This is a genomic window from Janthinobacterium sp. GW823-FHT03B06, from assembly GCF_058796955.1.
Genome location: NZ_JBXAJE010000003.1, coordinates 350,709 through 366,746, shown reverse-complemented (window position 1 = coordinate 366,746; position 16,038 = coordinate 350,709). Strand labels below are relative to the sequence as shown.

Annotated in this window: 10 protein-coding genes and 4 tRNA genes; all 14 read left to right on the top strand. The window is 57.4% G+C overall.

The genetic code is table 11. The annotated features are described in order from the left end of the window. Positions 1-64: 64 nt before the first annotated feature. The gene (locus AC1RBA_RS12685; RefSeq protein ID WP_230504090.1) at positions 65-1,711 is read left to right on the top strand and encodes a response regulator; all 1,647 of its coding nucleotides are present in this window, start codon (positions 65-67) and stop codon (positions 1,709-1,711) included. Between the two features lie 233 nt (positions 1,712-1,944). Beyond that, positions 1,945-2,029, top strand: a tRNA-Tyr gene (locus tag AC1RBA_RS12680). 63 nt (positions 2,030-2,092) lie between these two features. Continuing rightward, positions 2,093-2,166, top strand: a tRNA-Gly gene (locus tag AC1RBA_RS12675). A 43-nt stretch (positions 2,167-2,209) separates the two neighbouring features. Then, positions 2,210-2,284 (top strand) — tRNA-Thr (locus tag AC1RBA_RS12670). An 88-nt stretch (positions 2,285-2,372) separates the two neighbouring features. Beyond that, complete coding sequence (gene tuf / locus AC1RBA_RS12665; RefSeq protein WP_077398776.1) at positions 2,373-3,563, top strand: elongation factor Tu; 1,191 nt, start codon at positions 2,373-2,375, stop codon at positions 3,561-3,563. Between the two features lie 66 nt (positions 3,564-3,629). Continuing rightward, positions 3,630-3,705: transfer RNA gene (locus AC1RBA_RS12660), tRNA-Trp, on the top strand. A gap of 32 nt (positions 3,706-3,737) precedes the next feature. Further along, a complete protein-coding gene (gene secE / locus AC1RBA_RS12655; RefSeq protein WP_010394308.1) occupies positions 3,738-4,121 on the top strand; it encodes a preprotein translocase subunit SecE in 384 nt (127 codons plus the stop codon). Then, the gene (gene nusG / locus AC1RBA_RS12650) at positions 4,121-4,747 is read left to right on the top strand and encodes a transcription termination/antitermination protein NusG (RefSeq protein WP_070223388.1); all 627 of its coding nucleotides are present in this window, start codon (positions 4,121-4,123) and stop codon (positions 4,745-4,747) included. The genes secE and nusG overlap by 1 nt, the downstream gene beginning before the upstream one ends. A 218-nt stretch (positions 4,748-4,965) precedes the next feature. Further along, positions 4,966-5,400, top strand: a complete 435-nt coding sequence (gene rplK / locus AC1RBA_RS12645) for a 50S ribosomal protein L11 (protein ID WP_034783246.1) — start codon at positions 4,966-4,968, stop codon at positions 5,398-5,400. Continuing rightward, positions 5,400-6,095, top strand: a complete 696-nt coding sequence (gene rplA, locus AC1RBA_RS12640; RefSeq protein WP_034753134.1) for a 50S ribosomal protein L1 — start codon at positions 5,400-5,402, stop codon at positions 6,093-6,095. Before rplK ends, rplA begins: the two co-directional genes overlap by 1 nt. 320 nt (positions 6,096-6,415) lie before the next feature. After that, the gene (gene rplJ, locus AC1RBA_RS12635; RefSeq protein ID WP_034753621.1) at positions 6,416-6,955 is read left to right on the top strand and encodes a 50S ribosomal protein L10; all 540 of its coding nucleotides are present in this window, start codon (positions 6,416-6,418) and stop codon (positions 6,953-6,955) included. A 67-nt stretch (positions 6,956-7,022) separates the two neighbouring features. Then, positions 7,023-7,394 carry a 50S ribosomal protein L7/L12 gene (rplL, locus tag AC1RBA_RS12630; protein WP_070223390.1) on the top strand — a complete coding sequence of 124 codons (372 nt, stop codon included), beginning with the start codon at positions 7,023-7,025 and terminating at the stop codon, positions 7,392-7,394. A gap of 244 nt (positions 7,395-7,638) precedes the next feature. After that, positions 7,639-11,745, top strand: coding sequence for a DNA-directed RNA polymerase subunit beta (gene rpoB / locus AC1RBA_RS12625; RefSeq protein WP_070223392.1), 4,107 nt, complete (start codon positions 7,639-7,641; stop codon positions 11,743-11,745). 109 nt (positions 11,746-11,854) lie between these two features. Further along, the coding region (gene rpoC / locus AC1RBA_RS12620) for a DNA-directed RNA polymerase subunit beta' (protein ID WP_492418471.1) at positions 11,855-16,038 on the top strand (4,184 nt) is incomplete at its 3' end.

The following is a 16,038-nucleotide window of genomic DNA, read 5'->3' as shown; positions in this document are numbered from 1 at the left end:
AGCCTCATGCTGGCCGGCGCCACGCACCGGTGTGGCGCGCCGCGGAGTTTTCGGACATCACGACATGAAAGAACTCAAGGGCCTTAGCGCACTGATCATCGAGCCGCATCCGGGCATGCGCGCCAGCCTGCACAATATGCTCAACCTGTGCGGCCTGGCGAAGATCGACGACGCGGCCAGCTCGGGCCAGGCGATCCGCATGCTGGGCAGCAAATCGTATGATCTGATCCTGTGCGAATACGACCTCGGCGGCGGGCAGGATGGCCAGCAGATGCTGGAAGACTTGCGCCACCATAAATTGATGCACGCGTCGACCATGTTCTTCATGGTCACGGGCGAAGGCAGCTTCGCCAAGGTGGTCAGCGCCGTCGAGCTGTTGCCCACCGATTACATCCTCAAGCCATTTACCGCTGACAACATGCTCGAGCGCATAGCCCGCGCGCTCGACAAGCGCAATGCCTTCGTGCCCGTGTACGAACTGATCGACGTGGGCAATGAGCGCGCGGCGATCGCCGCCTGCACCGAGGGCGCCAGCCTGTACCCCCGTTACGCCACGGATTTCCTGCGCCTGCGCGCGGAGCTGCATTTGCTGCTGGGCGAGGCGGCCGATGCCGAACCGATCTACACAGCCTTATACGAAAGCAAGTCCATCGGCTGGGCGCGCCTGGGGCAGGCCAAGACGCAGTTCCTGCTGGGCGAGTACGAAGCGGCGCAGGGCACCCTGGAAGGGCTGCTGGAAAACAACAAGCGTTTTCTCGACGCCTATGACTGGCTGGCGCGCACACATATGGCGCAAGGCAAGCCGGAACTGGCGCAGGCGGCCTTGAGCGAAGCGGTGGCCCTGTCGCCGCATGCCGTGCGCCGCTTGCGCCGCCTGGGCGAGGCGGCCCTGGCGGCCGACGATATCGACATGGCGGAAAAATCCCTGAAACTGGTGGTCAGCAAGGCCAAATATTCGGAATTCCGCGATCCGGAAGACCATGTGCGCCTGGTGCAGACCCTGGTGCGCAAGGGAGATCCCTTGCAGGCGGGCGCCGTGATCCGCGACCTCGACAAATCGATGGGCGGGCAAAAGAATGCGGAACTGTGCAGCGCCCTGTGCAGCGCCATGCTGCATGCGCATACGGGCAACGAGGAGCGCCTGCAGCAATCGCTCGACGCGGCCCTGGCCGCCAACCGGCACAGCGTGGGCAGCTCGAATACGCTGAAAACGGAGCTGGCGCGCCACTGCCTGGCGCACGGCCGCGAAGACGGCGCGGCCGAGGTGATGCGCGAAGTCATGCGCAATGCGCCCGACAGCGCGGCCATGACGCGCGCCATGGCCGTGTTCGAACAGGCGGGGCGCGAGGAACTGGCCAAGGCATTGGCGCGGCAAAGCCGCCAGGAAGTGGCCGACATGGTGGCGGCCGGGGCAGCCCGGGCGGGCGAGGGCGATTTCCGCGGCGCCGTCGATCTGATGGGCGAGGCCGTCACGCGCCTGCCCGACAATCCGCAGGTGGTCTTCAATGCGGCCGTGGCCGTGCTGAAATGCCTGGAGCACGAGGGCTGGGATGAGCGCATGGGGCAGCAGGCGCTGACTTTTATCGCCGGCGTGCGCCGCCTGGACCCGCGCAATCCCAAATTGCCCGTGCTGTCGGGCCTGCATCAGCAGTTGTTGCGTAAATACAAGCCCTTGGGCAATGCCTGGATGCATCCGCCTGACGCAAGGTAAGCGGGGGAAATGCGGGGCAAATGACGAAAAAATGCGGCTTGCCGGCAGGGGCGATAAAAAAAATGCGAAAAAAGCTGACTTTTTCGCGCCAACCCTTGCACTTTCTCAAATCGGGAGCTTATAATCACGCCCCGAAGCAGCCAACTTCTTCTTTATACGCAAATGCAGCAGTCAGGCATCAGTAAATAAGGTTGACAGTTGTGAGTAGATGCTTCATACTCTGCGGTTCCCGCGGAGGGGTGGCCGAGTGGTTAAAGGCGACAGACTGTAAATCTGTTCTCTATGAGTACGCTGGTTCGAATCCAGCCCCCTCCACCAAGTTTTTGCAAGGAAAACTGGGTAGCAGCAAAAAGCAAGTGAAGATAAAGTGAACGATACCTCGCGGGTGTAGCTCAATGGTAGAGCAGAAGCCTTCCAAGCTTACGACGAGGGTTCGATTCCCTTCACCCGCTCCAGTTTCCGTTCAGATGCTTGATGCATCGCATGCAACAAATTACAGCCCTTGTAGCTCAGTGGTAGAGCACTCCCTTGGTAAGGGAGAGGCCACGTGTTCGATCCACGTCAAGGGCACCAGAATTCGCAGCAGGCAGCACAGAAGCAATTCAAACCAGACCGTCGGGCGTGTGCCTGAGCAATCTAATCAAATCATTAGGAGTTCAAAATGGCAAAAGGTAAATTCGAACGGACCAAGCCGCACGTCAACGTCGGCACCATCGGCCACGTCGACCACGGTAAAACCACGCTGACCGCTGCAATCGCAACGGTTCTGTCGAAGAAATTCGGCGGCGAAGCTAAAGCATACGACCAGATCGATGCAGCACCAGAAGAAAAAGCGCGCGGTATCACGATTAACACCGCCCACGTCGAGTACGAAACGGAAACGCGTCACTACGCGCACGTTGACTGCCCAGGCCACGCCGATTACATCAAAAACATGATTACCGGTGCAGCCCAGATGGACGGCGCGATCCTGGTGTGCTCCGCAGCTGACGGCCCAATGCCACAGACCCGCGAACACATCCTGCTGGCCCGCCAAGTTGGCGTTCCATACATCATCGTGTTCCTGAACAAGTGCGACCTGGTCGACGACGCAGAGCTGCTGGAACTGGTTGAAATGGAAGTGCGCGAGCTGTTGTCGAAGTACGAATTCCCAGGCGACGACCTGCCAATCATCAAAGGTTCGGCACGTATGGCGCTGGAAGGCAAAGAAGGCGAAATGGGCGTTGACGCAGTGCTGCGTCTGGCCGATGCGCTGGATGCTTACATCCCAACGCCAGAGCGCGCTGTTGACGGTGCGTTCCTGATGCCAGTGGAAGACGTGTTCTCGATCTCGGGTCGCGGTACCGTTGTGACCGGTCGTATCGAGCGCGGCATTGTTAAAGTCGGCGAAGAGATCGAAATCGTCGGTATCACCGATACCGTCAAAACGACTTGCACCGGCGTGGAAATGTTCCGCAAGCTGCTGGACCAAGGTCAAGCTGGCGACAACGTTGGTCTGCTGCTGCGCGGCACCAAGCGTGAAGACGTGCAACGTGGTCAAGTGCTGGCCAAGCCAGGCTCGATCAAGCCGCATGCGCACTTCACCGGCGAGATCTATGTTCTGTCGAAAGACGAAGGCGGCCGTCATACGCCATTCTTCAACAACTATCGTCCACAGTTCTACTTCCGCACGACGGACGTAACCGGTTCGATCGAGTTGCCAGCAGACAAAGAAATGGTCATGCCAGGCGATAACGTGTCGATCACCGTCAAGCTGATCAACCCGATCGCGATGGAAGAAGGCCTGCGCTTCGCTATCCGTGAAGGCGGCCGTACCGTCGGCGCCGGCGTGGTTGCAAAAATCATCGCATAAGGAAATGTTATGCTTCCACCCGGGGCGTCCTGGGTGGTAGAATAGCACTCCTCGAAAGTTTTACGTAGGGACGTAGCTCAATTGGCAGAGCGTCGGTCTCCAAAACCGAAGGTTGGGGGTTCGATGCCCTCCGTCCCTGCCACCGTCAAGGTGCAGGGCACCGAAAGTAGAAAAATGTCAAATCAATCCGTGCAAACCGTTAGCACGTCGAGTGACAAGATAAAAGTCGCGCTGGCAATAGTAGCTGCGATTGCAGGAGTAGTCGGGTTTTATTACCTGGCAGGCCAACCAGCTCTGGTGCGTGCAAGCGCGCTTGTGGCTGGTTTGGTTATTGCTGTTGCGCTCTTGTATGTCTCGACGACCGGCCGTGAATTTCTCAATTTCGCCAAAGAAGCTGTGCGCGAAACCAAGAAAGTCGTTTGGCCTACCCGCAAAGAAGCCACGCAGATTACCGCGATCGTGTTTGCCTTTGTGTTGGTCATGGCGATTTTCCTGTGGGGCACGGATAAATTGCTCGAGTTTTTGTTGTATGACGTAATTCTGGGTTGGAAAAAATAATGAGCGAAAATGTGCATGATGAAGCGGCGGAAGAGTCCGTTCCGGGCGACGCTCCGGCAGCGGATACTGGTGCAGCGCTGAGCGTGCCAGTGAGCAGCAAGCGCTGGTATGTCGTGCATGCTTATTCCGGCATGGAAAAAAGCGTCATGCGCGCACTGACCGAGCGCATCGAGCGCGCGGGCATGCAAGACCAGTTCGGCCAGATCCTGGTGCCGATCGAAGAAGTTGTCGAAGTCAAGAATGGCGTGAAGTCCGTCACCGAACGTCGTTTCTATCCTGGCTATGTGCTGGTTGAAATGGAAATGACGGACGAGAGCTGGCACTTGGTCAAGAACACCAGCAAGGTTACCGGTTTCATTGGTGGCAAGTCGAACAAGCCGACGCCGATCTCCGCGCGCGAAATCGACGGCATCATGAAGCAGATGCAGGAAGGCGTTGAAAAGCCCCGTCCGAAAACCTTGTACGAGGTGGGCGAGCAGGTACGCATCAAGGATGGTCCGTTCACCGATTTCAACGGCAATGTCGAAGAAGTCAATTACGAGAAATCCAAAGTTCGCGTCTCTGTCACCATCTTCGGCCGCGCTACCCCGGTAGAGCTCGAATTCGGCCAGGTCGAAAAAGTTTAAGGCGGTTCACAAAACCGTAGCGAGCGGATGTGAGTTGTGGCTGAGAAGCGGAGCTGTGCAAATGCACAGTGAGCATCGGAAGCCGAAAATCGCGCCGCGCAGTAGGTTTGAAAGCGCCACCAGGAGCGTTGCGGTAGTAACAGCAAAATCCGGTCAGAGGAGCCCCGCCAGGGTAGGATCGGCGGGGCGCTACTACTCAATCCAAGATAGGAGCCATCATGGCAAAGAAAATCATTGGTTTTATCAAGCTGCAAGTGCCAGCTGGTAAAGCAAACCCATCCCCACCAATCGGTCCAGCTCTGGGTCAACGCGGTCTGAACATCATGGAATTCTGCAAAGCGTTCAACGCGCAGACCCAAGGTATGGAACCAGGCATGCCGATCCCAGTCGTGATCACCGCGTTCGCTGACAAGTCCTTCACCTTCGTGATGAAGACGCCTCCAGCAACCTACCTGATCAAAAAAGCTGCTGCGATCACCAAAGGTTCGCCGAAGCCACATACCGACAAAGTCGGTACGCTGACCCGCGCACAAGCTGAAGAAATCGCTAAATTGAAAACCCCTGATCTGACCGCTGCCGACATGGATGCTGCTGTACGCACCATCGCTGGTTCCGCTCGTTCGATTGGTATCACGGTGGAAGGTGTTGTATAATGGCTAAGTTATCCAAACGTATCAAGGCTTTGAAAGCCAAAGTCGACCGTACCAAAGTGTACGCTTTCGACAACGCTGTCGCTCTGATCAAAGAGTGCGCAACGGCCAAGTTCAATGAATCGATCGACGTATCGGTACAACTGGGTGTTGATCCTAAGAAATCCGACCAAGTGGTGCGCGGCTCCGTCGTGCTGCCAGCTGGTACCGGCAAAACCGTACGCGTGGCAGTCTTCGCGTCGGGCGAAAAAGCGGAAGCTGCCAAAGCAGCTGGCGCCGACATCGTTGGTATGGAAGACCTGGCTGAGCAGATCAAAGCCGGCGACATGCCTTTCGACATCGTCATCGCTTCGCCAGATACCATGCGTATCGTTGGTACCCTGGGTCAGATCCTGGGCCCACGCGGCATGATGCCTAACCCGAAAGTTGGCACTGTTACTCCTGACGTCGCTACCGCCGTGAAAAACGCGAAAGCCGGTCAAGTTCAGTACCGTACCGACAAATCCGGTATCATCCACGCTACCATCGGCCGTAAATCGTTCGCTGACGCAGATCTGAAGTCGAATCTGGTCGCACTGATCGACGCACTGAACAAAGCCAAGCCAGCATCGAGCAAAGGCGTGTACCTGCGCAAAGTTTCGCTGTCGTCGACCATGGGCGCTGGCGTCCGTGTTGACCAGGCTAGCCTGGCAGCTTAAGTAACAGAATCAAGTCCTGTAGCGCCTTCGGGCGCTGCGGGCGCATCTTTGGGCTGTCTGCCTGGTGTTCACATCAGGCAGGCAGACAATCAAAGACCGTTGGGCCGACTGCGATTGCACATGCAGAAGGTTAATAGGCTTGCCGGCAACGGCAAGTGCCCAACGCAGATGGTGTACCCGAACAAGTTTTGTAGTCCTCATGCTGCGTGAATCCATCCGCTCAGTTTAGTACTTCTTGACTTCGGACGCCGTGTTCGAACCGATGCAAGGCGCTCAACCACTCGGTTGTGATCGCTGAACATCATTTAAGGAGGTTGACCGTGAGTCTCAATCTGAATGACAAAAAGGCCGTCGTCGCCGAAGTTTCCGCACAAGTAGCAAATGCGCAAACGATCGTCGTGGCCGAATATCGTGGCATCCAGGTTGGTCACTTGACGCAACTGCGTGCTAAAGCGCGTGCCCAAGGCGTGTACCTGCGTGTGTTGAAAAACACTCTGGCTCGTCGCTCCGTTGAAGGTACCGCATTCGCCAGCCTGGCAGATGCCATGACCGGCCCGTTGATCTACTCGATCTCGGCCGATGCCGTTGCAGCAGCTAAAGTCATCGCTGACTTCGCTAAAACCAACGACAAACTGGTCATCAAAGCAGGTAACTACGCAGGCAAGCCGCTGGATACAGCTGCTGTCACCGCGTTGGCGAGCATTCCTAGCCGTGAAGTCCTCATTTCGCAGTTGTTGGGCGTTATGCTGGCTCCGGTTTCGGGCTTTGCACGTGGTCTGGCTGCCCTGGCAGCGAAAAAAGGCGAAGGCGCCGAAGCTCCTGCAGAAGCAGCAGCAGAAGAAGCCCCAGCAGCCGCTTAATTGCGCGCGCTTTTTTCTCTCAGTACCAATCTGATGTAACTAACGTAATAAATTTAGGAGTTTCAAAATGGCAATTAGCAAAGACGATATCCTGGAAGCAGTTAGCGCCATGTCCGTAATGGACCTGAACGACCTGGTTAAAGCATTCGAAGAAAAATTCGGCGTGTCCGCAGCAGCAATGGCTTCGGCCGGTCCTGCAGCAGGCCCAGCAGCAGCTGCTGAAGAGCAAACCGAGTTCAACGTTGTTCTGGACACCTTCGGTGCAAACAAAGTTGGCGTCATTAAAGCAGTTCGCGAAATCACCGGCCTGGGCTTGAAAGAAGCTAAAGACCTGGTCGATGGCGCACCAAAAACTGTGAAAGAAGCAGTGTCGAAAGCTGACGCTGAAGCTGCAGTGAAGAAACTGGTTGAAGCCGGCGCAACCGCTTCGATGAAGTAATATCTGTACCGGCGGCAGTTAGCGCCCGAGTCAAAGTCTGAGGTTTCCCCTCGCAAGGGGGGAAATCCGACTTTGGCTCCTTTGTCGTCTGCATCGTATTTGTCATGTAGTTGTAGCAGCAGTTTTTATTCGATTCAAGCCGGAAAGCAGAGCCTTGAGGTTTCGTCTGTGTCACACGCAGCGGTGCAAACGAACACTTGCAAAACCTGAATTTTCTATCCTTTCTGTCACTCACGGAGTGTCCATGCACTACTCATTTACTGAGAAGAAACGCATTCGCAAATCATTCGCGAAGCGCGCCAACGTTCACCACGTTCCGTTCCTGCTGGCGACCCAGCTCGAGTCTTATCATAGCTTCTTGCAAGAGGACATAGCACCGTCCGGCCGCAAGAATGATGGCCTGCAGTCGGCTTTCACCTCGATTTTCCCTATCGTGTCGCACAATGGTTTTGCGCGTCTCGAATTCTTGTCGTACGTTCTGGGCGATCCTGCCTTTGACGTCAAAGAATGTCAACAACGTGGCCTGACGTTCGCGTCGCCGCTGCGCGCGAAAGTGCGCCTGGTGATCCTGGACAAGGAATCGCCAACCAAGCCCGTCGTCAAAGAGATGAAGGAACAGGAAGTCTACATGGGCGAATTGCCGCTCATGACGACCACCGGTTCGTTCGTGATCAACGGCACGGAGCGGGTGATCGTTTCCCAGCTGCACCGTTCGCCTGGCGTGTTCTTCGAGCACGACCGCGGCAAGACCCACTCGTCCGGCAAGCTGCTGTTCTCCGCGCGTATCATTCCTTACCGCGGTTCGTGGCTGGACTTCGAGTTCGACCCGAAAGACATCCTGTTCTTCCGCGTCGACCGCCGCCGCAAGATGCCAGTAACGATCCTGCTCAAAGCCATCGGCATGTCGCACGAGCAAATCCTGGCGAACTTCTTCGTCTTCGACAATTTCAACCTGCGCTCCGAAGGCGCGGAAATGGAATTCGTCTCCGAGCGTCTGCGCGGCGAAGTGGCGCGTTTCGACATCGTCGACAAGTCGGGCAAGACCCTGGTGCTGAAAGACAAGCGTATCAACGCGAAACACGTGCGTGATATCGAAGCTGCCGGCATCAAGCATATTTCCGTACCGGAAGACTACCTGCTGGGCCGCGTATTGGCGAAGAACATCGTCGATGGCGACACCGGTGAAGTCGTCGCTTCCGCGAACGATGAGCTGACCGAAGATCTGTTGGGCCGCCTGCGCGACGCCAACATTTCCGAAATCCAGACCTTGTACACGAACGACCTGGACCAGGGCGCCTACATCTCGCAAACCCTGCGGATCGACGACACCGCCGACCAGATGGCTGCGAAAGTGGCGATCTACCGCATGATGCGTCCAGGCGAGCCGCCAACGGAAGACTCCGTTGAGGCGCTGTTCAATGGCCTGTTCTACAACTCGGACCGCTACGACCTGTCGGCCGTGGGCCGCATGAAGTTCAACCGCCGCATTGGCCGCGATGAACTGACGGGCGCCATGACGCTGTCGAACGAAGACGTGCTGGCCGTGATCAAGATCCTGGTGGAACTGCGCAATGGCCGCGGCGAAGTCGACGATATCGATCACCTGGGTAACCGTCGCGTACGTTGCGTGGGCGAACTGGCCGAGAATCAATTCCGCGCCGGCCTGGTGCGTGTTGAGCGCGCCGTCAAGGAACGCCTCGGCCAAGCCGAAGCGGACAACCTGATGCCGCACGACCTGATCAACTCGAAGCCGATTTCGGCTGCGATTCGCGAGTTCTTCGGTTCGTCCCAGCTGTCGCAGTTTATGGACCAAACCAATCCTCTGTCGGAAATTACCCACAAGCGCCGCGTATCGGCTCTGGGACCCGGCGGTCTGACACGCGAACGCGCCGGCTTTGAAGTGCGCGACGTGCATCCGACCCACTACGGCCGCGTCTGCCCGATCGAGACACCGGAAGGTCCGAACATTGGTCTGATCAACTCGCTGGCTCTGTACGCCCGCCTGAATGAATACGGCTTCCTGGAAACCCCGTACCGCAAGGTCGAAGGCTCCAAGATTACCGATCAGATCGACTACCTGTCCGCCATCGAAGAAGGCCGCTACATCATCGCTCAGGCGAATGCGACCATCAACGACGCCGGCATGTTGTCCGATGAACTGGTCTCGGCCCGTGAAGCCGGCGAAACCATCCTGGTCTCCCCGGAGCGCATCCAGTACATGGACGTGGCGCCAGGCCAGATCGTTTCCGTCGCTGCCTCGCTGATTCCGTTCCTCGAACACGATGATGCAAACCGTGCATTGATGGGCGCCAACATGCAACGCCAGGCCGTGCCTTGCTTGCGTCCGGAAAAAGCGCTGGTCGGTACCGGTATCGAACGCACCGTTGCGGTCGACTCGGGCACCACCGTGCAAGCGCTGCGTGGCGGTATCGTCGATTACATCGATGCGGGCCGTGTCGTGATTCGCGTCAATGATGACGAAGCGCAAGCTGGTGAAGTGGGCGTCGACATCTACAACCTGATCAAGTACACCCGTTCGAACCAGAACACCAACATCAACCAGCGTCCTATCGTGCAAGTGGGCGACCGTGTTGCCAAGCGCGACGTGATCGCCGACGGCGCATCGACCGACCTGGGTGAATTGGCGCTGGGCCAGAACATGACCGTGGCCTTCATGCCATGGAATGGTCTGAACTTCGAAGATTCGATCCTGATTTCGGAAAACGTCGTCAAGGACGACCGCTACACCTCGATTCACATCGAAGAGTTGTCGGTGGTGGCCCGTGACACGAAACTGGGCGCGGAAGAAATTACGCGCGACATCTCGAACCTGGCTGAAAATCAGCTGGCACGTCTGGATGAGTCCGGTATCGTCTACATCGGTGCAGAAGTCCAAGCGGGCGACACCCTGGTTGGTAAAGTGACGCCAAAAGGCGAAACCCAGCTGACCCCGGAAGAGAAGCTGCTGCGCGCGATCTTCGGCGAAAAAGCCTCGGACGTGAAAGATACGTCGCTGCGCGTGCCTTCGGGCATGATCGGTACCGTGATCGACGTGCAAGTCTTCACCCGTGAAGGCATTGTGCGCGACAAGCGTGCCCAGCAAATTATCGATGACGAACTGAAACGCTTCCGTCTGGACTTGAACGACCAGATGCGTATCGTTGAAGGCGATGCCTTCCAGCGTCTGGAAAAAATGCTGATCGGCAAAGTTGTCAACGGCGGTCCGAAAAAGCTGGCCAAAGGCGCCAAGATCACCAAGGAATACCTGGCCGATCTGGACAAATACCACTGGTTCGACATCCGCCCTGCGGACGACGATGCCGCGGTAGCGCTGGAAGCGATCAAGGAGTCGATCAACGAGAAGCGTCACCAGTTCGATCTGGCCTTCGAAGAGAAGCGCAAGAAACTGACGCAAGGCGATGAGCTGCAACCAGGCGTGCAAAAAATGGTCAAGGTCTACCTGGCCGTGAAACGCCGCCTGCAGTCGGGCGACAAGATGGCAGGTCGCCACGGTAACAAGGGTGTGGTTTCCCGTATTGTTCCTGTGGAAGACATGCCATACATGGCCGACGGCACGCCAGCCGACGTTGTGCTGAACCCGCTGGGCGTTCCTTCGCGGATGAACGTTGGTCAGATTCTCGAGACGCACTTGGGCTGGGCTGCCAAGGGTCTGGGTATCCGCATCGGCGAAATGCTGAAGGCGCAAACCAAGGTCGAGCAAGTGCGCAAGTACCTGACGACGATCTACAACGACAACGGCCGCGCGGAAGATCTGAACGACTTCGACGATGAAGAGATCATGAAGCTGGCGGAAAACCTGAAAAAAGGTGTTCCATTCGCCACGCCAGTGTTCGACGGCGCCAATGAAGAAGAGATCCGCCGCATGCTGGACCTGGCGTATCCGGACGACATCGCCAAGAACCTGGGCATGACCGCTTCGAAAAACCAGGTGACCATGTATGACGGTCGCACCGGTGAAGCGTTCGAGCGCAAGGTCACTGTCGGCGTCATGCACATGCTGAAACTGCATCACTTGGTCGATGACAAGATGCATGCGCGTTCGACCGGTCCTTACTCGCTGGTGACGCAACAGCCGCTGGGTGGTAAAGCCCAGTTCGGTGGTCAGCGTTTCGGTGAGATGGAAGTCTGGGCACTGGAAGCGTATGGCGCGTCGTATGTCTTGCAAGAGATGTTGACGGTCAAGTCCGATGACGTGAATGGCCGTACCAAAGTGTACGAGAACCTCGTCAAGGGCGACCACGTGATCGACGCCGGCATGCCGGAATCGTTCAACGTGCTGGTCAAGGAAATCCGTTCGCTGGGTATCGATATCGACCTCGAACGCAACTAAACGACAGCACCCTGTCATTTGGTTTGGGAAACACAAAGCCCGGCTGGGAAACCACGCCGGGCAATGTAGTCTCAGGAATATAGAAATTTAATCACCTCTGGAGTGATACATGAAAGCACTGCTCGATCTATTCAAGCAAGTACAGACCAACGAGACCTTCGATGCAATCAAGATCGGTCTCGCTTCGCCTGAGAAAATCCGTTCGTGGTCCTACGGCGAAGTCAAGAAGCCGGAAACCATCAACTACCGTACCTTCAAGCCTGAGCGCGACGGCCTGTTCTGCGCCAAGATCTTTGGCCCGATCAAGGATTACGAATGCCTGTGCGGCAAGTACAAGCGCCTGAAACACCGCGGCGTGATCTGCGAAAAGTGCGGCGTCGAAGTCACCTTGGCCAAAGTGCGCCGCGAGCGCATGGGCCACATCGAGCTGGCCTCGCCGACCGCGCACATCTGGTTCCTGAAGTCGCTGCCGTCGCGTCTGGGCATGGTCCTGGACATGACCCTGCGGGACATCGAACGCGTGCTGTACTTTGAAGCATACGTCGTGACCGATCCAGGCATGACCCCGCTGAAGAAGTGCCAGATCATGTCGGAAGACGACTACGCGGCCAAGTACGAAGAGTACGGCGACGACTTCACCGCCTTCATGGGCGCCGAAGGTATCCGTGAACTGCTGCGCTCGATCGACATCCACCGCGATGCCGAAACCCTGCGCGTGGAACTGAAGGAATCGAAATCCGAAGCCAAGATCAAGAAATACGCGAAGCGCCTGAAAGTGCTGGAAGCGTTCCAACGTTCGGGCATCAAGCCTGACTGGATGATCATGGAAGTGCTGCCAGTGCTGCCGCCGGAATTGCGTCCGCTGGTACCGCTGGACGGTGGCCGTTTCGCGACCTCGGATCTGAACGATCTGTATCGCCGCGTCATCAACCGTAACAACCGCCTGAAACGCCTGATGGAGCTGCGCGCTCCAGAGATCATCACGCGCAACGAAAAGCGCATGCTGCAAGAAGCGGTCGATTCGCTGCTGGACAACGGCCGTCGCGGCAAAGCGATGACCGGCGCCAACAAGCGTCCGTTGAAGTCCTTGGCCGAGATGATCAAGGGCAAGGGCGGCCGTTTCCGTCAAAACTTGCTGGGCAAACGCGTCGATTACTCCGGTCGTTCGGTCATCGTCGTGGGCCCGCAATTGAAACTGCATCAGTGCGGCTTGCCGAAACTGATGGCACTGGAACTGTTCAAGCCATTTATTTTCAATAAACTGGAACTGATGGGTCTGGCGACCACGATCAAGGCCGCTAAAAAGCTGGTCGAGATCCAGGAACCGGTCGTGTGGGACATTCTGGAAGACGTGATCCGTGAACATCCGATCATGTTGAACCGCGCACCGACCTTGCACCGTCTGGGTATCCAGGCCTTCGAGCCAGTCCTGATTGAAGGCAAGGCCATCCAGCTGCACCCGCTCGTCTGCGCCGCATTCAACGCCGACTTTGACGGTGACCAAATGGCGGTCCACGTTCCTCTGTCGATCGAAGCGCAGATGGAAGCACGCACCTTGATGCTGGCATCGAACAACATCCTGTTCCCATCGAACGGCGAACCGTCGATCGTTCCTTCCCAGGATATCGTGCTGGGTCTGTACTACGCGACCCGCGAAGCGATCAATGCGAAGAACGAAGGGATGATGTTCCCTGACGTGTCGGAAGTGATCCGCGCCTACGACAACAAGGAAGTCGAACTGACGACCCGCGTCACCGTGCGTATTACCGAATACCCGAAAAACGCCGAAACGGGCGAATTCGAGAAAACGGTTACCCGCTACGAAACGACGATCGGCCGTGCGATCCTGTCGGAAATTCTGCCGAAAGGCCTGCCGTTCTCCGTCTTGAACCGCGCGCTGAAAAAGAAAGAAATTTCCAAGCTGATCAACACGTCGTTCCGCAAGTGCGGCCTGCGCGCCACCGTGGTGTTCGCAGACAAACTGATGCAATCGGGTTTCCGCCTGGCGACACGCGCCGGTATCTCGATCTGCGTCGACGACATGCTGGTACCGCCTCAAAAAGTCACTTTGATCGCGACGGCCGAATCGGAAGTCAAGCAGATCGAACAGCAATACGCCTCGGGTCTCGTGACCGCCGGCGAGCGTTACAACAAGGTCGTCGATATCTGGGGCAAAACCTCGGATGAAGTCGGCAAGGCCATGATGGACCAGCTCAAAGTCGAAGACGTGATCCGCCGCGACGGCACCAAGTCGACGCAAGAATCGTTCAACGCCATTTACATGATGGCCGACTCCGGCGCGCGCGGTTCCGCAGCCCAGATTCGCCAGTTGGCCGGTATGCGTGGTCTGATGGCCAAACCGGATGGCTCGATTATCGAAACGCCGATTACCGCGAACTTCCGCGAAGGTCTGAACGTTTTGCAGTACTTCATTTCGACCCACGGTGCACGTAAAGGTCTGGCCGATACGGCGCTGAAAACGGCGAACTCCGGTTACCTGACGCGTCGTCTGGTGGACGTGACGCAAGACTTGGTGGTGATCGAGGACGATTGCGGCACCATGAACGGCGCCGTCATGAAGGCACTGGTCGAAGGTGGTGAAGTCATCGAGCCGTTGCGTGACCGTATCCTCGGCCGCGTGGTGGTGCATGACGTCGTCAATCCTGAAACCCAGGAAACGCTGTACGAAGCCGGCACCCTGATGGACGAAGACATGGTCGAAGAGATCGAGCGTCTGTCCATCGATGAAGTCAAGGTCCGCACGCCACTGACTTGCGACACGCGCTTCGGCCTGTGCGCCAAGTGCTATGGCCGCGACCTGGGCCGCGGCATGCTGGTCAACGCCGGCGAAGCCGTCGGTGTGGTGGCAGCGCAGTCGATTGGTGAACCTGGTACCCAGCTGACCATGCGTACGTTCCACATTGGTGGTGCGGCATCGCGTGCGGCAGTGGCATCGTCGGTGGAAGCCAAGTCGAACGGTACCATCCGCTTCACGGCAACCATGCGTTACGTGACGAACGGCAAGGGCGCGCAAATCGTCATTTCCCGTTCCGGCGAAGTGCTGATTACCGACGACCACGGCCGTGAGCGTGAGCGTCATAAAGTACCGTACGGTGCGACCCTGATCGTCAAGGACGGCATGGTCATCAAGGCCGGTACGGCCCTGGCAACGTGGGATCCGCTGACCCGTCCGATCATTACCGAATACGCCGGTCAAGTGCGTTTCGAGAACGTCGAAGAAGGCGTCACCGTCGCCCGTCAGGTCGACGAAGTGACCGGTCTGTCCACCCTGGTGGCGATCGATGCGAAACGTCGCGGTTCGCTGACCAAGACCCTGCGTCCGCAAGTCAAGCTGATCAACGATGCGAACGAAGAAGTCAAGATCGCCGGCACCGAACACTCGGTGGCGATCGGCTTCCAGGTCGGCGCGCTGATCATGGTCAAGGACGGTCAACAGGTATCGGTGGGTGAAGTGCTGGCACGTATTCCTACCGAATCGCAAAAAACGCGCGATATTACCGGTGGTCTGCCACGCGTTGCGGAACTGTTCGAAGCGCGCTCGCCGAAAGATGCCGGTATGCTGGCGGAAGTCACGGGTACGGTTGCGTTCGGTAAAGAAACCAAGGGCAAGCAGCGTCTGGAAATCACGGACATGGACGGCAACAAGCATGAGTTCTTGATCACCAAGGACAAACAAGTGCTGGTGCATGACGGCCAAGTCGTGAACAAGGGCGAGATGATCGTGGACGGCCCGGCCGATCCGCAAGACATCCTGCGTCTGCTGGGTATCGAAGCGCTGGCACGTTACATCGTTGACGAAGTGCAGGACGTGTACCGTCTGCAAGGCGTGAAGATCAATGACAAGCACATCGAAGTGATCGTGCGTCAGATGCTGCGCCGCGTACAGATCGTCAATGCCGGCGACACCAACTACATCGTTGGCGAGCAGGTAGAGCGTTCGGAACTGCTGGACGAGAACGATCGCATGGCCGTTGAGAACAAGATTCCAGCGACCTACGAAAACGTCTTGTTGGGTATTACCAAGGCATCGCTGTCGACCGATTCGTTCATCTCGGCCGCATCGTTCCAGGAAACCACCCGCGTGCTGACCGAAGCGGCGATCATGGGCAAGCGCGATGGTCTGCGCGGCCTGAAAGAGAACGTCATCGTCGGCCGTCTGATTCCTGGCGGTACGGGCCTGGCCTTCCACCGCGCACGCAAAGAGAAAGAAGCGTGGGAAGTGGAAGAGCGTCAAGCACTGCTGCTGGCCGAGAAAGCCTCGATGGCTGGCGA